The following is an 18,980-nucleotide window of genomic DNA, read 5'->3' as shown; positions in this document are numbered from 1 at the left end:
CGATAACTGGACACAGAAACCAGAGCCACATAAAGCAGCTTTGGCATTCCAACGAATAAAATAAGCAAAAAACAAAGCCATTAATAGCTTGGCCTCTGTTGTGTGAGGGTTTAACGTGACAAAGTTTATTCCAAAACTCGAAGAAATTTCCACCAAGAGCAGTGGGTTTGAAACTGACGTAGAACCTACCTCTAGCAGGGATTCCAAGACAATTGAATGGGAACCTCCCTTTGAGATAAAAACCAGGGAACAGGTGGCTACAAGAACCCAAGAGCAAGAGATCGGAGGAGAATCTTCCCCTCTTATCTCCACTGAGTCAGAAACTCCTCCTGTGCAGCATTCTCCCCCCCAGAAACGTCCGGGTTTGGATCTCTGGGCAGCAGCGACGAAGCTAACGCTAGGAGTCAAGCAGGTTTCCACTCAAATTGCCACCAAAATACAGATTCCGGCAATAAAGAAGCCAGACCTAGAAAACTTCACCCGTAGAGTACAGGATTCGCGGTGGCTAGATCCAAAAAATCCCTTTTATCGCAGCCGTAAATTTTTGATTGGGGCGGGTCTTGGTGTCGGGGTTGGCGGTAGCGCTCTAGCACTAGGCGTGACATGGTGGAAAATAGACAGCAGTCTGCCCGACCCTGCCAATGTTCTCACCTTCGTGCGCGACGGCACCCTGACAATCAAAGCGGCAGATAACACAATTTTGCAACAAATCGGGCCAGCAACTCGCGAAAAGCTCAAACTCGAAGAAATGCCGCCCCAGTTGGTGCAAGCCTTCATTGCATCGGAAGACCGCCGCTTTTACCAGCATAAAGGTGTCGATTACCAGGGCATAGGCAGAGCGATCGTTTCCAATGCTATAGCGCACGACGTGGTAGAAGGAGGTAGCACCATCACCCAACAGCTGGCGCGGACAGTCTTCCTTACCCAAGAACGCAGCTTCTATCGCAAACTTCAAGAAGTCTTTCTGGCTCAGAAAATCGAGCAGAAGATGAGCAAAGACCAAATTCTCGATCGATATATGAATTTGGTCTATCTCGGCGAAGGTGCTTATGGAGTCGCAGATGCCGCCTGGGTATACTACAGCAAACCGCTCAAAGAACTGACACTGCCTGAAATTGCCACCATCGTCGGAGTAACGCCAGCTCCCAGCGTCTACTCGCCCCTAATCAATCCTAAAACAGCCGAGCAGCGTCGCAATATCGTATTGCAGCGAATGCAAGAAGCTGGTTTTATTACCGCAGACGAAGCCAAGAGTGCCTCTTCAGCGCCAATGGCACTCAAACCAGCGCCTCCCAAACGGCTTTCTACCGAAGCAGAATACTTTACCTCCTACATCCAGCAGGAATTAGCCAAGTACATCCCCCCAGATGCAATAGAAGCCGGAGGTTTGACCGTTGAGACAACCCTTGAGCAGAAGTGGCAGAAGACAGCAGAACAAACAGTCCAAGATGTACTGAAAACCTATAGCCGCAGTCAGCGGTTTGGGCAAGCTGCTTTAGTATCGATCGATCCCCGCAACGGCGAAGTCAAAGCGATGGTGGGGGGAACAGATTTTGACAAAACTCAATTCAATCGCGTCACCCAAGCCCAGCGTCAGCCAGGATCTACGTTTAAGGGGTTTGTGTATGCGACTGCTGTAGCAGCTGGCTTCTCCCCCTATCGAGGCTACCTAGACGCCCCCCTAACAGTTGACAACTATACACCCAAAAACTACGGCGGCGACAACGCAGGCTGGATCTCCATGAGAGATGCCCTAGCTAAGTCTATCAATGTAGTCGCCGTCAAAGTTTTACTTGATGTCGGATTTCAACCCGTCATCGACGTAGCTCACAAAATGGGCATCAAATCAGAACTCAAACCCACCTATTCCCTAGCTTTAGGAGCTTCCGAACTTAATCTCCTAGAACTGACAAACGCCTACGGCACCCTGGCTACCGGGGGTCTTTATGCAGAATCCCACGGTATTCGCCGGGTTCTCGACCAGAGGGGTAACGTTCTCTACCAAGCTAACTTTAAGCCCCAGCAAGCCATAGATTCAGATACAGCCTCCATCATGACGTGGATGCTGCGGGAAGTGGTCAACGGCGGTACTGGTCGTGCGGCTTACTTAAACGGGCGACCAGTTGCGGGTAAGACAGGCACCTCTGACCAAGCTCGCGACCTCTGGTTTATTGGTTACATTCCCCAAACGGTGACCGGAGTTTGGCTGGGTAACGACGATAATACCCCTACTTCGGGCAGCAGCGGCACAGCAGCCCTCACCTGGAACAAATTTATGGTCAAAGCGGTAGAGGGTATGCCTGTTGAGCAATTTGCCCAGCGACCGCAGAAACTGGAAGGTCGTAAAGCTGCGATCGCAGTCCAGCCTATCAAGCCGGAACGAATTTATTCCGCTAAAATTGCTAGAACTGCAAATAATGACGATCGACCTGCTCCCAGGAAAAGTCGCTTACGCAGCCAAGATAGCGATGACAAACCAGTTACCCGTCGCGTCCGCAGCCAAGAAGACTCAGACACTCCTCAACCACAACCCCGCAGACGTCGCTCTTACCAAACTTCACAAGCAACAAGCTCTGCCAACGATACCCCATCACCACGCCGCATTCGATCGGAAAGACCCCGGCGACGTTATACCCCCGATACCGACTCTGCACCAGCACAGCCAGTAAGGCGGTCAAAGCGTCGCTACTATACCCCCGATACCAACTCTGCGCCTTCAACACAGGATCGGGCCTCTAGCCGTCGTCGCACAGCGCAATACAGCGCTCCCTCAGAGCAGCCCCGTCGTCGCACCGTGCAATACAGCGCTCCCTCAGAGCAGCCCCGTCGTCGCACAGCGCAATACAGCGCTCCCTCAGAGCAGCCCCGTCGTCGCACCGCGCAATACAGCGCTCCCGCAGAGCAGCCCCGCCGTCGCACAGCGCAATACAGCGCTCCCGCAGAGCAGCCCCGTCGTCGCACAGCGCAATACAGCGCTCCCGCAGAGCAGCCCCGCCGTAAGCGGCGTTACTCGACCGCTTCGTCAACCTCCGCACAGCCTCAGTCCCAGCCACGCCGAGTCCGACGTGCCTCCTCGACAAGCTCTCGATCGGCCCAACGACGGGCACCCGCTCTTGCCAGTCCCTTACCAGCTTCAGCTCCCCCTAGCATCGAACTTAACAGTCACCAGTAACCAGGGGCTAGGGAAGAGGAGGGGGAGAGCGGGAGAAAATGTACATAATAATTCCCCCCACTCCCCCACTCCCCCACTCCCCCGCTCCTGAGATTGGTTTCAAACTTGGGGGGGATGGATAATTCTACTCATTTTTTCTACCCTGTAAACAGTGATTTATTCAGGAGTTGCCAAATGATGAGCATATTGATGGAAGCTGCTGCCAACGCTGCCAATACCCCTCAATTTCCCGTTTCCGTTACCGTCGTCTACGTTGTTGGTTTTATTGCCGCCGTGAGCATTGGCTCAATTGCCTGGTACAATTCCAAGCGCCCTGTCGGTTGGGAAGACAAAGAGCGTCCCACTATTGTGCCTGAAGTTAAAAAGGATGAAACACCCGGTGTAGGCACGCCCCAAGGCTAATTGGGAGATTTTAGATTTTAGATTTTAGATTTTATTTAAATCTGCAATCTAAAATCTGAAATCTGAAATTTCCAATTAGCTAATTGGAATGCTCCACCCAGCGGCGGTAGAGCTTTTGAATCCCTCCCAGTACGCGACTCTGAACAGGCTGGGATGACTCGTTGGCTGGGTCGAGTTGCTGTAACCTCGTCAGAAGTTTGGCTTCTTCGTTGGCGACATTGCCATCACTGTAAATTAAGGCGCTGATGGCTTCCATGAGGTTTTGGCACTCTTCAGAGGTGGGGTGCGAGCCTAAATACTGTTCCACCCACCGATAACACTCGTTCGGTTCCACAGACCGAAATTCATACAGCAAAGGTTTAATCTCCGGATCGTCTGCAACTCCCTTTTCCTTAGCCACCCTGTGCAGATATTCCCGTTCCTCTGGCTGAATTTTGCCATCAATCCAGGCAGCGCCGATGAGAATTTTGATGAGATTTTTGACGTTGGAGTTAGCTACCATTGGCTTTTCCCTGATTTTTTTTAATAGATTATCAATCTGACCGAGTATTCTACACTTTCCTTAGCCTCACCATAAAAAAACCGTCCATTATATGTCGGTGCGGCCATACTTTTATCCACCCATCAGATATTGTAAAGGCTGCTGCCGGTGAACTGGGATCTGGCGGTTCAATTTGCCAATTTGGGTGAGAGTCCAAAAATGTTTGAATCACATTTTCATTCTCCTGTGGATGCAGGGTGCAGGTTGAATAAACGAGGATGCCACCACACTTGACAAAAGTTTCGCCATGTGCAAGAAATTCACTTTGAAGAGTGGAAAGTTCTCGCACCGTCTCTGGTGTTTGTCGCCAACGGGCATCAGCGTGGCGGTGCAGAGTACCTAATCCTGAGCATGGCACATCGAGTAAAACTCTGTCAGCTGTGTTGGTAAATTGAGGCAGGTTGCGGCTATCGCCTGTGCAGATTTGGATGGATTTGAGGTTGAGTCGTTGGGCGTTTTGCTGGAGTTTTTTGAGGCGGGAGGAAGTGCGATCGCATCCCCACACTTTTCCATCATCTTTCATCAATTCTGCAATATGCGTTGTCTTTCCCCCTGGTGCCGCACAAGCATCAATTATTACTTCGCCCGGTTGCGGGTCGAGTAGATGTGCTACCATTTGGGCGCTACTGTCTTGCACCATCCACCAACCCTCGCTGAAACCGGGCAGATTTTGAATTGCACCAGTATTGCCAATGAATCTTAATGCTTGTGGCAAATGAGGAATACGCTTAACTAGAATACCAGCTGATTTTAACGCAGTTTCAACTTCTTCGATCGAAGTTCGCAGGGGATTTATCCGCAAGTCAATTGTCGGTGGTTGGTTCATCCATTCGCAAAGTTGTTCTGTTTCTGCTTCTCCCAGCTGTTCTAACCACAATTGCACAATCCAGTCGGGATAACTGTGCAAAATACCCAATTTTTCCGCTGGATTTTCCGGTAACTGTAGCGGTTCGACTGAATTTGCTGCCAAACGGATATATTGTCGCAATAAACCATTAACCACACCGCTGAGTCCTGAAAATCCGTTTTCTTTAGCTAGTTGAACAGTGGTATTAACAGCAGCTGAATCGGGAATATGGTTGAGATAACGAAGTTGATATAAACCTAAATGTAGAATTGTGCGTAAATCGGGTGGTTGTTGAGAAGCTTTCTTTTTTCCTAGTTGGTCGATGATAGCGTCGAGTGTTCTTTGCCTTCTCACACTACCATATAGTAATTCTGTCACCAATCGTCGATCGGCATCGTTAAGGTTAGACGATCGCAAAACGCGATCGAGTCCCACATCCGCAAATGCCCCTCGGCGAACGTCACGGAGAGCGAGAAATGCTACTTGACGGGGGTTTGGCAGATTCATGCTGGCAACTAATGATAACCATTCCGAAAGACGCGAAGCACAATCATAACTTACTGAGAGGAATTTGTAGAAATTCGGCAACGCATTTAGCCAAGCTAGAGCTGGTATTCGCATCCAGCAATTTATCGACAGTCAGGGTTATGTTTTCACCAGACGCCATCAGAAGGCTAATGCTGTAAGATTTGGAAGACTTAGGTTTGCCGGGTAAGTATAACTTTTTTTTGTGTTTTATCACTATAACCATTGCAATTTCACGAACCGAACATTCGATGACGTTACTTTCCAAACCTTGTACTTTTAAAAGCAGGCGATCGAGAGGTTTATTAAAATAACAATTCACCGATCCAATCTTCTCCGCCGCCGCCAAAAACCCAAATGCGATCGAGAGAAACCCAAGAATAGGACTTAAGAGAACAACTGATAAAACAACACCACGTCCATAAACTGCTGCAACTATTCCAAAGCATAGTAAAAAAGATCCTAGCCCTACACATAGGCATCCAATTATCAGTGCAGCACTTGTATCGGGATCTTGTTGGAGTATCAGCCTGGTTTTTGTTTGCTCCACAATTCTCATTCAACACCTCTAATATCGATTCCAGTTGTGTCTGAATCATTATGGCCGCAGAGGGGCAGAGGGGCAGAGGGGCAGAGGGGCAGAGGGGAAAAACGAACAATTCCGACGCCGACGGATTTGATATAACTCATGCTGCGACAAAGGAAATACTTTACGGAAGTCGTTCTTAAAATGCTAATTATATCTCTCTCATAGAGACATTGGACTCGACCTCGTGTTTGATGAAATCTGCGATCGCATTACCCTGCGTTAGATATTTTTAGTCGGTGTTTTCGCATCTGTCAAAGGGTAGATATTTAAGAATTTAAACCGCTGGCGCAGAAGAGGTGGAGCAAGAGGTGGAAGGGCCGATCGCTCTCCCACCTTTCCCCATCTTCCATCAGTCACGATTGAAGCACGAAGACACGAAAATAGTCGTCATTACTGCTTGTGTCAAGGGTTAAATTGATCGAGGAAAGTCTGTGCTGCTACAAGGGCAAATAGCCGCATCGCGATCGAGATTAAAAATTTTCGGCCTGAATCTCTATTAACTTTCACCGAATAATAACACCTTATCCGAAATATCCACCTCCAACTAAGCAAACCACTCCATCTATCTGTGTTCATCTGTGTTCATCTGTGGATATCTGTGGTAAAAAATCCCAAAAGCTTACTTTTCACTATCCGCTAATTCCATCGTTCACTGCATAACCTCTAACGGTATCGTAGTAAAAGCTATCTGTGGATAACAAAAGCAATTTATGACCATCTCAGTTGACTCCCCCAAGCACAAAAAAGCCAAAGCCTTAAAACCAGGTAGCCGTCGCCCTGCCAAAGAACTGTGCAGCGAATGCGGCCTTTGCGATACATACTACGTCCATTATGTCAAGGAAGCCTGCGCTTTCATCAATCAGCAGATAGCCGAACTGGAAGAGGAAATCCACGGGCGCAGTCGCAATCTCGATAACCCTGATGATTGGTATTTTGGCGTCAACCAAACTATGATGGCAGCACGTAAAACCGAGCCAATACCGGGCGCACAATGGACGGGAATTGTCAGCAGTATTGCCATTGAAATGCTGAATCGCGGTTTAGTTGAAGGTGTCGTCTGCGTCCAGAATACCAAAGAAGACCGCTTTCAACCAATGCCAATCATTGCCCGTACCCCAGAAGAAATTCTAGCCGCACGGGTGAATAAACCAACCCTTTCGCCTAATCTTTCCGTGCTAGAACAAATCGAAGAATCTGGCATGAAAAGACTGTTAGTAATTGGCGTCGGTTGTCAGATTCAAGCATTACGCGCAGTGGAAAAACAACTAGGTTTAGAAAAACTCTATGTTTTGGGTACTCCCTGTGTCGATAACGTCACCCGCGCTGGATTGCAAAAATTCTTAGATACCACCAGCAGGTCTCCAGAGACAGTAGTATATTACGAATTCATGCAAGATTTTCAAGTTCATTTCAAACATGAAGATGGTTCGCTTGAAAAAGTACCGTTTTTTGGACTTAATACCAAAGAACTAAAAGATGTATTTGCCCCTTCCTGCATGAGTTGTTTTGATTACGTCAATAGCTTGGCAGATTTAGTCGTCGGCTACATGGGCGCACCGTTTGGTTGGCAGTGGATTATGGTCAGAAATAATACCGGGCAAGAAATGCTGGACTTAGTGAAAAACCAGTTAGAAACTCAACCCGTAATGTCTCGAGGAGATAGACGAAACGCTGTCCAGCAAAGTATTCCCGCCTACGATAAAGGAGTAACTCTTCCCATGTGGGCAGCTAAATTAATGGGCGTGGTAATTGAAAAAATCGGCCCGAAAGGATTGGAATATGCCAAATTCTCCATTGATTCCCATTTCACCCGCAACTATTTATATGTGAAACGGCATCACCCAGAAAAATTAGAATCCCATGTGCCAGAATATGCCAAGCGAATAGTAGGGCAGTATAAATTGCCAGAATCTTAAATAAGAAACCCGGTTTCTTGGAGAAACCGGGTTTCTATATACCTTCTTCGTGTACTTCGCGCACGAAGATCGAACGTGGTTATAAAAATTAATATTTCCCAGACACCAACAAGTGTACAGATCAAAAACTGTCATCACATTAGGAAACATCGATCGATATTTTAGATACCTTGGAATAGAAGATGCCAACACCTAAAATTTCAGGAGGGCTGTTGCAATGTTCCTCAATGCTATGCGGCAGTTCAAACACGGAAGGTTCCTGGTTTGGATAGCGATTCTGAGCGCTACATCTGTTTTCGCACAAACCGCGAATTTCGGTAAAATTAGTCTAGCACCGGGCTTTGAGCCAGGAACTGCGATCGCCACAGGTTCCACAGGAGGATCTTTCTCCCTATCTTCTCTAGCCAATCGCGATCGCCATAATAACTTCTGTTTGGGATATAGCGGCAATCAAACTCCCGATCACATCATGACTTTGCAGCAAGACTTTCCCAAACTAAGCCTACAAGTAGATAGTGGCGATACCGCAACCACTTTGGTAATCAAAGGCCCAAACAGCACCATTCGCTGCGGCAGTGCGACCCTGCAAGACACAGACTGGAAAGCTGGTAACTACAGCATCTGGGTTGGTGCCAAAAACGAAGGGGTCAGAACCGACTACACCCTCTCCGTGCGGCAATAGCCAAAACCGATGGTAGTGTTGTCCGCACACAAAAAGGGCATTCAGGGCGTTAAGATCAAAAATGGCCTGCTTTGCCAAATTTGGTGACTACTCGTGCTAAACGCCCTGCTAGCTGATTTTCGCATCATCTTCGAGCGCGACCCTGCCGCTCGCAACTGGCTAGAAGTCTTATTTTGCTACCCCGGTTTGCAAGCGCTGATGTTTCATCGCTTTGCCCACTGGCTAAACTTATTGGGTATTCCCTTCATCCCCCGCTTCATATCCCACATAGCTCGTTTTTTGACAGGCATTGAAATACACCCAGGCGCAACGATCGGACAAGGGGTTTTTATTGACCACGGGATGGGTGTCGTAATTGGAGAAACCGCGATCGTGGGCGACTATGCTTTGATCTATCAAGGCGTCACCCTTGGCGGTACGGGCAAAGAAAGCGGCAAGCGCCACCCAACTTTAGGGGAAAATGTGGTAGTAGGAGCCGGTGCCAAAGTGCTGGGCAATATCCAAATTGGCAACAATGTTCGCATTGGTGCTGGATCGGTAGTGTTGCGCGATGTTCCTTCCGATTGCACCGTCGTCGGCATTCCCGGTAGAATTATCTATCGCTCTGGAGTGCGGGTTAATCCTCTGGAACACGGCAGTCTCCCGGACTCTGAAGCTCAAGTAATTCGCACTTTAGTCGATCGCATAGAATCCCTGGAACAACAACTGCAAGACCTCCAAGGTCAAGTTTCTTCAATACCATCTCGTATACCAGTTAGTGTGGCAGCAGCGATCGAAAGTTGCGAGCGGGCCTTGCTAAATTCAGATTCACGCGATCTCCATCTTCCCAGTTGTCGCATCCGAGATAAGGCAATTCAAGAATTCTTAGATGGTGCGGGAATCTAAACTCCAGGCAGTTACGACGTTCTTAATTCCACCAAACATAAGATTCTAGCCCCTTCTTCCCCTAGCCCCTAGCCCCTAACCCCTAGCTATATCTGTGGTAAAAAAATATCCCATTTAAGGATTAACAGATTCCGCAGACCAATTCCCATCCCCATCCACGCAATACAAACATCGATTTTGCGGTTCCCCCCGCAACTCTAAAATATCCACCTGTTCTGGTTCCAGCAATAATAAGCAAAAATGCGATAACGGTTGAATTGGATCTGGGGGTGGCGGGGCAAAAGCCTCAGCGTCCGCTCTAGGTTCGCCGGGATCGGGCCACGCAAATTGTAACCGAGCCCCGTCAGAAAGTTCTTGCCAACTAATCTGACGGCCTTTTTGCAAGGCGGGGTCGGGATGATTCTCTCGTACCAGAATCAGATTTCCTAAAATACGGAATTGTTCGCGAGTGTTGGGAAAATACCAGCAAGCTTCGGCCCACGACAAGCGATCGATTTCAAGGGCTTTCTGACTGCGGCTGTCAGTGATAAATTTTAGTCGATCGGTATCGTCTAGAAAGCCCCGGAAAACCACTGTACGGTTAGCAGGGCGTCCATCAACCCGGATGGTAGCCAGTTGCAAGTAACGGGCGTAGACAAGGCTGCGGTTGCGGTGGAGGGCGCGAGCGAGGTGCGATCGCCAAGGTGCAAAAGACATAAAGGATTTTAGATTTTAGATTTACTCAGCCTACAACCCAGGCATCCAGAATCCACTCCCATGCCCCATGCCCCTTTTGACTTTTGAATGAGTGACTTTTCTAGTCCCTAGCTATAGTGCATATTTCAGAAATTTTCAAGCTTTGACCCTATATCTGCGATCGCTTATAGTAGTCGATCTATCCAACTTTCTATCAGACTTGACCTATGGTTCGAGAACTTGACCGGGAACGCCAGACCACCCAGTTTCCCGAAACTGCACCTGCTGCTAATCCTGTGTTTTTCAGAACATACAGCCGCCGCACCGAGAAAGGGCGGGAGACTTGGGAGGAAGTATGCGATCGCACCGTCCAAGGCTTAACCAAACTGGGCCAACTCACCCCCGCAGAAACCGCCCTCATCCACCGGATGCAGCGCCAGCTAAAAACCCTCACCTCCGGTCGCTGGTTGTGGGTGGGAGGTAGCGAGTGGATCGAACAACCTCAAAACTTTTCCGGCGCATACAACTGTAGCAGTACAAACATCAGCGACTGGCGAGCCTTTGGCCTGCTGATGGATTTAGCTATGATGGGTTGCGGCACAGGTGCCGTCCTCGAACCCAAGTATATCAACCAACTCCCACCTATCCGCAATCGTCTCCATGTCAGCGTCCAAGATAAAATTGGTTTTACTCCAGCCGATCTACGCCGTGAAGAGACAGAAGTCAAAATAGAAGCAAACCGTGTCACCATCTACGTTGGCGACAGTCGTCAAGGCTGGGTCAAATCTTATCAAACTCTCCTAGAATTATCCACCGATGAACAATTCTCTGGAGAAGTTGAAGTATCAATAGATTTAAGCGATGTTCGTGCAGCCGGAGAACCTCTTAAAGGCTTTGGCGGAGTTGCCAACCCTGTAAAATTGGCAGAACTTTACGATCGTTGTGCATCAATTCTGAATAAAGCTTTAGGCAGACAATTAAATTCAGTCGAATGCTGTCTATTAATTGATGAAGCAGCAGTTACAATCGTTGCCGGAAATATTAGAAGGTCAGCAGGCATGAGGCAAGGCATTAGCGATGATGAACTATTCGCTAATGCTAAATCTAATCTATGGCAGCAGGATGCTAATGGCAACTGGCGTATCGATCCAGAACGAGATTCTCTGCGAATGGCAAACCATACTCGTGTATTTCACCACAAACCAACTCTTGAAGAGTGCATAGAAGCTGTTCGCAAACAATATTATTCTGGCGAGGGTGCCATACAATGGGCTGGTGAATCAGTTGCTAGAGCTAACTGCGATCTGCTACACACCCATGAGCTAAAAACTAATTTTTTGAAAGCTTACAGCGAAGGTAACGCTCAACAATGGTTGCACGAAAACTATCCTAATATTGCTCCCGATGAGCTAGAGCATCGTTTAGCTCGTGTCGGACTTAATCCGTGTGGTAAGTAACTTTGCCTCACGTTAAAAACCCCGCAAATACGGGGGATGCTGAAATGCTAATCCCGTGGTAATCAGAAGAATTAAAAAGCTTTTGGCACCGTAGAGCGTACCAGGTGAACCTTCTATTTTGAAGAATATAATCCTGGCAAGAGTGCGAGGCATCTGTAAAAAATATTAATCATATTTGCAGGTGAAAATGTACGCCGAGCTACAGAGAAATAGGAATCTGTAGAGCTAGAGGATAAAAAGCTTCTAGGGTAACAAAACTGGAAATCATCGGTTCTAACTTTCACTGTGTGAGTGGCGAAACCCTACTCATCACTAAAGATGGAATGCACGAAATAAAGGATGTTGTCGGCTCTGAAATTGAAATATGGAATGGTCAAAAATGGAGCCAAGTAACACCATTCAAAACAGGTAGTGACCGGAAACTGTATCGAGTGCGATTTGGAGATGGCTCTTACCTAGATGCAACAGAGTATCATCGATTTTTTGTGAAAGATCGCTTTGGTAAAGTGTACAAAGAAGTTCAAACAAAAGATTTGATGGATACCAGCCGATATGCAATTCACACAGAACCTTTTAAGATTCAGTATCAGGATGGTTTAAGTATCGATCCTGGTTACGCTTACACCTTGGGAGTAGCTGTAGGAGATGGGACTACTGACCAAAAGGATAATGCTAAAGTCAGGCTTTACGGCAAAAAGACAGCTTTATCCTTATCAGGAAATAAGTCACATGAACGAAACTATGACTATTCGCCTGCTTTTACAGATGTAACTGAATTAGGGTTTTCTGGACTATTTCTCAAAGCCTTAAAGACTAATCCAGAAGCGCTAAATGTCATTGCTAGTTGGAATCGTCAAGCAATTCTGCATTTTATTGCAGGTTTAGCTGATACAGATGGCTCAAATACATCAAGCAACGGTATCAGGATTTATATCTCTGATTACCAACGAGCCTACAGAGTACAGTTGCTATTGACAAAAGGCGGTATCCGCTCATCACTGAATCTTTTAGCTCATAAGGGATCGATAACTAACTATGGTATCAGAAGTCAGGATTTGTACTACTTACAAATTACTGAATGCGAGGAGATTCCTTGTCAACGTTTGGATGTCAGCAAAGGAACTGATGCTAAGTACAAAGGTAAATGGCAAGTCGTCAAAAGTGTTGAGGAGTTACCGGGGTTACATAATACTTACTGCTTCAATGAATCAGAGTACAATAAGGGAGTTTTTGGCAATACATTAACCGGCAATTGCAATCTTTCAGAGATACATCTCAACCAAATTGACCCGAAAAATTACAAAGAACAAGAGGAAGCTTTCACCGCTGGAGCTTTATCTGTAGCGGTTTTACTCAATCACCAATTTAGTGAACCACGCTATCAATACAGTCGGGAATTAGACCCAATTGTAGGCGTATCCTTCACAGGTTTATTCGACTTCTTTGTCAATGCTTTTGGTGTTGATTGGTTGGGCTGGTGGACAGAAGGACGCCCGGAAACTGCCCAAGGATTGGAGTTCAAACGGCAAGAGGAGGAGTATTTAAACCGCTGGCGAGAAACTGTGCATGGGGTAGTATGGGATTATTGCGATCGCCATAACATCAAACGCCCCAATCGCTGCACCACAGTTCAACCATCGGGGACAAAATCATTACTCACAGGTGCGTCTCCCGGATGGCATCCACCAAAAGCCCAACGATTTATCCGACGTATTACTTTCCGCAAAAATGACCCCGTAGCTTTAGCATGCATTGACTACGGTTACAATGTCATTCCATCTCAATCAGACAAAGATGAAAATGGGAATTTGCTAAATGACCCTTTCGATTCCCGATGTTCGGAATGGCTTGTCGAAATACCCGTTTCTGTAGATTGGGCTGACTTGCCGGGAGCTGATGAAATTGAGATCGGCAAATTTTCAGCCTTGGCACAAACCGACTTTTATATGCAGGTTCAAAAATTCTACGTGCGACACAACACAAGCGCCACGATTGAATTGCGGGAAAATGAGGTGGAAGCTTTAGGTACTCGGATTTATGAAGCGATCCGAGATGATGAAGGTTACATTTCTGCTGCACTTCTAGCGCGATTTGACTCGCTTCAAAGCTTCCCCCGCTTGCCATTTGAGCCGATCGCAAAACAGGAGTACGATCGATTGTTAAAAGAAGTGGAAATCCGCCGCAAGACCGATGATTTTCTTGCCGCCTTGATGCGTTATGATTCTGGCTATTTAACGGAAGCAGGGCCAGCCGGTTGCGATTCGGATAAATGTATGATGCCAGAACAAAAACCTGGTTCATAAGCAATTTTAAATCCCCAGATTAAATTCTGGGGATTTTTCTGTTGATCCTTACAATAGTTGATTGGTTGAAATATATGGTAGCTTCTTCAGTTCAACAGTATGCAAGTGAGATATTTACTCTCGCTTTTCAGACTAGCCCTAGAATCGGTTGTTTTAGTTTAACTCCTACCGTTCCTAAGGAGTTACGCAATAAGATTAGTTATCATTTGGGTAAATCATTAGAATTTACTATTATTTATCATGACTCTTTGTTTTGGGTCATGGGTCATCCTAACAATCAACCTCCGCAGAAATCTATTTGGCAAAATACCCTTAATGCTGTATGTGAAAAACTCAAAAAGGATTATGGTGACCACCATTATCAAATTGAGTGGTGTCCAGCAAAACCGCCATATCAACCAATTATTATGAGTGAATTAGTTGCTCAACTATTACGCGATAGTCATCCATTTGAGACTATTAATGTTTTAACTACTAAGTATATACAAGTTACCCGAACTTGTGATATGAAAGCCGAACCATTATCTTTATCGGGAGTAGAATATCCAGGAATATACTTTACTGTTAAAACTCAAGTAACTTCTTTATATAATCTAGCCGCCTTTTACAACCAACATCCTCAAAAGTCAAACCCAGAATTTCTAGTAGGCTTGGAAGTACAAGAAGAACGCGGGAGTGTTGGGACAATTGTTAAATTAGCAGGTATAGTTAAAGATAAGAGGGACGAATTTTTATTACGAGAAGATTTAAAACCAAACACTAAAGTAGCATGGAAAAATGCGCTTGATAATGAATTGGTAGTTACTATCAAGTATAACCGAGGGATCAAACAATATTATTATCCCATTAATGCCTTATTTCTTTACTTAAATGATACTAATAGTCAAAGTTTGGGCATTGATTACACTAAAATTAATGAGTCGCAAAAGATTAATTGTCCCAAGCGTCAACCATTGCTGAAGGGATTTGCAAATTCCGCCCAGAATTTTCTGGCAAATTATCAAATTAATTTAAATAGAGATAATGTAAGTCAGCATTATCAAGAATTATTTGTGGACTACCCCAACAAGGGTTTTAGCCAGACTAAACTACTTTTTGGCAATGGAGTAGTCAAAGCTAGTAATTACATTCTAGATGGTTTAAAAGAAGGAGGAGTCTATCAAAGAGCAGTTACGGATGATAATGTACTTCAAATAGGAGTACTACAATTATGTCAGGGAAACTTTGAATCTTTTATTGAACAACTGACAGATAAATTAGGAATTTATGGTTTTGCTAGTGAAATTAGTCACCATGTCACTGAAATCTTGTCTGGAAGCCATTTTGAGCAAAGAGCAATAGCTGAACAAACAGCAGTAAACTTAGCTAATGAAACTGATTTAGTACTAATATTTTTGCCCACATATGACCGAAGTCATGATGAAATTGAAGGTGGGAGTTTATATCATCGGTTAACCCAACGTTTACTAAGAATGCAAAAACCTAAACAGGTGATTTATCAAGACACCTTAACTCAAAACCCCAAATATTTCAAATATGTATTAAATCAAGTGGTTCCAGGCATTATTGCTAAACTAGGGAATACTCCTTACATTTTGGCAAATCCTTTAAAGATAGCAGATTGTTTTCTGGGATTAGATGTTTCCAGAAAGCCGAAAAAGAATTTACCTGGAAGCATGAATGCTTGTGCGAGTGTTTGCGTGTATGGTAACCAAGGACAGTTTATTGGTTATCAAGTAGAACCGGGAGTTATTGAAGGCGAAGAAATACCAGCTAATCTCCTAGAAAGTTGTTTAAGTAATCCCCTATTTAGAGGTAAAAGAATATTGATTTATCGAGATGGGTTATTTAGGGGAGATGAAATTAAACATTTACTTAACTGGAGTAGTACGCAGAACTCCAAACTAATTTTAGTAGAATGTCGAAAATCGGGAAATCCCCGTTTATACAAATGGAACAGTCAGAGTAAAAGAATTAGTCCTCCACCCCAAGCTCTTGGAATGCTGCTACCAAGGAATCAGTTAATCTTAGTAACTACAGAAGTGAGCGAAAAAATAGGTTTAGCAAAACCTATTAGATTAACAGTCAGACCGGAAGGAGAGTCAGCTGATATGGGATTGTTAATGCACGCTACTTTACGCTTGACACTACTACATTACGGTTCTCTTAGAAAACCGAGATTACCACTACCTCTGTATGGTGCTGATTTGTTATCATACCTAACTTTACAAGGAGTCTTGACCCACAATTTATATGGTAATTATCAATTTTGGTAAGGAAAATTTATAGTTTAAAATGGCTTTAGTAATATCGGGATAAATTTTGACAGGGTAAAGGGATAAAAAAAGCATGGATTACGCATCTTATCTCATCTGGTCAGAGTATGTACCCCAAGCGGGAAAAGAAGAATATCACTGTTATCTCAAGCAATATTGGAGTCGAATCAAAAAACGAGATCCCATAGTAAAACCTTTATTGGTTGACACGCCGCAGCAATTAGTGGGTAAATTATCACAGAGAGGAGTTTTTGAATTTCATCAACAACCAGACTTACTGATATCTGCTAATGGAGTGCAACGAGTAAGTGAGTTAATAGAACTAAGCCAGCAGCCAGCCGAGGTACAATTTAAGGTACAAGAAATACTTGTTAGATATCAAGAACAACCAGTTTTATTGGGGAAGCACATTTTATTATTCAATCCTGGTAATACTAATGAAATTCCAGACCCCATCATTGTTACACACGAGAGTTACCAATTTAAACTGTATGCTAACTTTGACTGCGTGTTACAAGAAGCAGATGATACTATTCACATTGTTGATTTGAAGACTGGTCATCACCTTCAACCTCACACGGGTTTATCCAATTATGATAATCGACAAGCTCACGTTTACTTGCTAGCTGCTAGTTACCTTTACCCTAACGCCAAGGCGATTGGGTCGTTCTATAACTTAGAAACTCAGCAATGGTCAAGCCAATATCATCAAACCCCATCACTATTAGCCAGAACAGCGGAAATGTTGGAAATAGTAGCAAAGAGACATCAACAAGATAAACGACAATTGGCATCTAACTCAGAGAATTTTCATAAAATTTTCCGTCCTCATCCGGGATTACCTTGTCAGTATTGCCAATTTACTTCAATTTGTACTTTTGCTGATTTAATCACTTAACTAATCCTCGCGATTGCTTAGTAAAAAAATAATCTGCTTGATGAGAGCTATACTACTGCTTTGACGCTCACACCTGTTTGACTCCACCCAAGCCCCGATCGCACGCTAGAATCCCAGTGGAATCGATCCCGATCAAATCCAGATCTGTTCCACCTCTAGCTCAAAGTAGCACTGTAAGGAGATTCCCAATGTTCCTCGATGAACTGACCCCCATCTTCAAAGAACTTACCCAGCACCCAGTCTCCTTTCTAGGCGGGTTTTTCTCTGGTATATTTCGACTCAACCTGACTGACGATCCCATCAAAAGCTGGCTAGACGAACAGGCTGGCGTTACTACCTCCACTTCCACTGGTAGTCAAGACAACAATGGCAAAAGCACTGGCCCGCAGTCTATTTCGATCGATTGACTGTGATTCAGGTTGAAAAAAGGGTCTGCCTTAAATTTGAGCAGACCCTTTGTTTTCCTTCCCGATCGCAAATTTGTATAAAACAAGACTGCAAAAAGCCCAGTAGCTTGTTTGACTTAGTTAGAAAGGGTTTCTGTAGTTCATGTAAAGTTCGATGGCAAAGAGAGAAAAAGCCTTCTTAAGATAGAAATGAGGACTGGTAGGCGTTGAAACTGTAGGGTCAGTGCCCAGAAAACTTGCCTCTAAAACAAAAGCGCCATTTGAGAAGGACAAACACAATGGCAGATGAGAATCGGCCTTTAGCTCAGGAACGCGCTCTGGATCGGGATTGTACAACTTTATCCCGTCACGTCTTGCAGCAACTCCAGAGCTTTTCGGCAGACGCACAAGACCTCAGCTCCCTGATGAATCGCATTGCACTCGCAGGGAAACTGATTTCTCGACATCTCAGCAGAGCAGGGATAATGGCAAACGTGCTGGGATTCACGGGGGAAGTCAACGTGCAGGGAGAGTCCGTCAAAAAGATGGATGTGTACGCCAATGATGTTTTTATCTCGGTATTCAAGCAGAGCGGCCTTGTTTGTCGCTTGGCGTCCGAGGAAATGGAAAAACCCTACTACATTCCAGAAAACTGCCCGATCGGACGTTATACTCTGCTTTACGATCCGATCGACGGATCGTCTAACATTGATAGCAATCTGAATGTAGGCTCCATCTTCTCTATTCGCCAGCAAGAAGGGGTTGATGAAGATGGGTCTGCACAAGACTTGCTGCAAAACGGTCGCAAGCAAATAGCAGCAGGCTATATACTTTATGGCCCAAGCACTATGCTGGTTTATTCGATCGGCAAGGGTGTCCATTCCTTCACCCTCGATCCCAGCTTGGGTGAATTTATCCTCTCTTCCGAAAACATCCAAATTCCACAACACGGCCCAATTTATAGCGTCAATGAAGGTAACTTTTGGCAGTGGGAGGAATCGATTCGCGATTACATCCGCTACGTTCATCGCCATGAAGGTTATACTGCCCGCTATGGCGGGGCGCTGGTAGGTGATTTCCACCGCATTCTGTTTCAGGGCGGGGTGTTTTTATATCCCGGTACGCTAAAACAACCTCAAGGGAAGTTACGCCTGCTCTATGAAGCGGCTCCTTTAGCCTTTTTAGCAGAGCAAGCGGGCGGTCGTGCCAGTACGGGAACTCAGGAAATTTTGGATGCGGTGCCTGATAAAATCCATGCCCGAACACCCCTGTTTATTGGCAGTAAAGACGATGTAGCCCTGGTGGAATCTTTCATCACGGAACGCATCAAAGAAGGGGCTAGGGGCTAGAAAAGTCAAAAGTCAAAAGTCAAAAGTCAAAAGTCAAAAGTCAAAAGTCAAAAGTCAAAAGTCAAAAGTCAAAAGTC

At 45.4% G+C, this 18,980-nt stretch carries 15 protein-coding genes; 11 read left to right on the top strand and 4 right to left on the bottom strand.

Annotated features, from left to right (window positions below; all coding sequences use genetic code 11):
• Positions 1-115: 115 nt before the first annotated feature.
• Positions 116-3,172: a transglycosylase domain-containing protein gene (locus LAY41_RS00075; protein ID WP_249092841.1), complete on the top strand. Its 3,057-nt coding sequence runs from the start codon at positions 116-118 to the stop codon at positions 3,170-3,172.
• 189 nt (positions 3,173-3,361) lie between these two features.
• Complete coding sequence (gene psb35, locus LAY41_RS00070) at positions 3,362-3,574, top strand: photosystem II assembly protein Psb35 (protein WP_476726973.1); 213 nt, start codon at positions 3,362-3,364, stop codon at positions 3,572-3,574.
• 79 nt (positions 3,575-3,653) lie between these two features.
• On the opposite strand, the gene LAY41_RS00065 is transcribed toward psb35, so the two are convergent.
• Genes LAY41_RS00065 through LAY41_RS00055 form a run of 3 tightly spaced genes read right to left on the bottom strand, consistent with a single transcriptional unit; the run spans position 3,654 to position 6,046 of the window.
• Positions 3,654-4,076 (bottom strand): tellurite resistance TerB family protein, encoded by a 423-nt coding sequence (locus LAY41_RS00065; RefSeq protein WP_249092840.1) that lies wholly within the window; start codon positions 4,074-4,076, stop codon positions 3,654-3,656.
• 49 nt (positions 4,077-4,125) lie between these two features.
• Positions 4,126-5,469, bottom strand: coding sequence for a 16S rRNA (cytosine(967)-C(5))-methyltransferase (locus tag LAY41_RS00060; RefSeq protein WP_249094000.1), 1,344 nt, complete (start codon positions 5,467-5,469; stop codon positions 4,126-4,128).
• A gap of 43 nt (positions 5,470-5,512) precedes the next feature.
• Positions 5,513-6,046, bottom strand: a complete 534-nt coding sequence (locus LAY41_RS00055) for a hypothetical protein (protein ID WP_249092839.1) — start codon at positions 6,044-6,046, stop codon at positions 5,513-5,515.
• Between the two features lie 740 nt (positions 6,047-6,786).
• On the opposite strand from LAY41_RS00055, the gene LAY41_RS00050 reads away from it, so the two are divergent.
• The 3 genes from LAY41_RS00050 to cysE all read left to right on the top strand — a co-directional run bounded on the left by LAY41_RS00050 (position 6,787) and on the right by cysE (position 9,559).
• Positions 6,787-7,992 (top strand): Coenzyme F420 hydrogenase/dehydrogenase, beta subunit C-terminal domain, encoded by a 1,206-nt coding sequence (locus LAY41_RS00050; protein WP_249092838.1) that lies wholly within the window; start codon positions 6,787-6,789, stop codon positions 7,990-7,992.
• A 217-nt stretch (positions 7,993-8,209) separates the two neighbouring features.
• Positions 8,210-8,674: a hypothetical protein gene (locus LAY41_RS00045; RefSeq protein ID WP_249092837.1), complete on the top strand. Its 465-nt coding sequence runs from the start codon at positions 8,210-8,212 to the stop codon at positions 8,672-8,674.
• 93 nt (positions 8,675-8,767) lie between these two features.
• Positions 8,768-9,559, top strand: a complete 792-nt coding sequence (gene cysE, locus LAY41_RS00040; RefSeq protein WP_249092836.1) for a serine O-acetyltransferase — start codon at positions 8,768-8,770, stop codon at positions 9,557-9,559.
• A 114-nt stretch (positions 9,560-9,673) separates the two neighbouring features.
• On the opposite strand, the gene LAY41_RS00035 is transcribed toward cysE, so the two are convergent.
• Positions 9,674-10,255: an Npun_F5749 family FMN-dependent PPOX-type flavoprotein gene (locus LAY41_RS00035; protein ID WP_249092835.1), complete on the bottom strand. Its 582-nt coding sequence runs from the start codon at positions 10,253-10,255 to the stop codon at positions 9,674-9,676.
• A gap of 206 nt (positions 10,256-10,461) precedes the next feature.
• Between LAY41_RS00035 and nrdJ (LAY41_RS00030) the strand changes: the two genes are divergently transcribed.
• The 6 genes from nrdJ (LAY41_RS00030) to fbp all read left to right on the top strand — a co-directional run bounded on the left by nrdJ (LAY41_RS00030) (position 10,462) and on the right by fbp (position 18,903).
• Entirely contained in the window at positions 10,462-11,691 is a 1,230-nt protein-coding gene (nrdJ, locus tag LAY41_RS00030) for a ribonucleoside-triphosphate reductase, adenosylcobalamin-dependent (protein ID WP_249092834.1), read from the top strand.
• Between the two features lie 287 nt (positions 11,692-11,978).
• Complete coding sequence (nrdJ, locus tag LAY41_RS00025; RefSeq protein WP_338022905.1) at positions 11,979-13,994, top strand: ribonucleoside-triphosphate reductase, adenosylcobalamin-dependent; 2,016 nt, start codon at positions 11,979-11,981, stop codon at positions 13,992-13,994.
• A gap of 74 nt (positions 13,995-14,068) precedes the next feature.
• On the top strand, positions 14,069-16,270 hold the full coding sequence (locus tag LAY41_RS00020) for a Piwi domain-containing protein (RefSeq protein WP_249092832.1): 2,202 nt from the start codon (positions 14,069-14,071) through the stop codon (positions 16,268-16,270).
• 73 nt (positions 16,271-16,343) lie between these two features.
• Positions 16,344-17,168 carry a PD-(D/E)XK nuclease family protein gene (locus LAY41_RS00015; RefSeq protein WP_249092831.1) on the top strand — a complete coding sequence of 275 codons (825 nt, stop codon included), beginning with the start codon at positions 16,344-16,346 and terminating at the stop codon, positions 17,166-17,168.
• Positions 17,169-17,356: 188 nt separating this feature from the next.
• A complete protein-coding gene (locus LAY41_RS00010) occupies positions 17,357-17,575 on the top strand; it encodes a ssl0294 family protein (RefSeq protein ID WP_249092830.1) in 219 nt (72 codons plus the stop codon).
• Positions 17,576-17,853: 278 nt separating this feature from the next.
• A complete protein-coding gene (fbp, locus tag LAY41_RS00005) occupies positions 17,854-18,903 on the top strand; it encodes a class 1 fructose-bisphosphatase (protein WP_249092829.1) in 1,050 nt (349 codons plus the stop codon).
• Positions 18,904-18,980: the final 77 nt, after the last annotated feature.

Origin of the sequence: Argonema galeatum A003/A1 (assembly GCF_023333595.1) — a bacterium.
GTDB lineage: Bacteria > Cyanobacteriota > Cyanobacteriia > Cyanobacteriales > Aerosakkonemataceae > Argonema > Argonema galeatum.
Note: the sequence above shows the minus strand (reverse complement) of the source record. Positions and strands in the feature narration are given on the sequence as shown.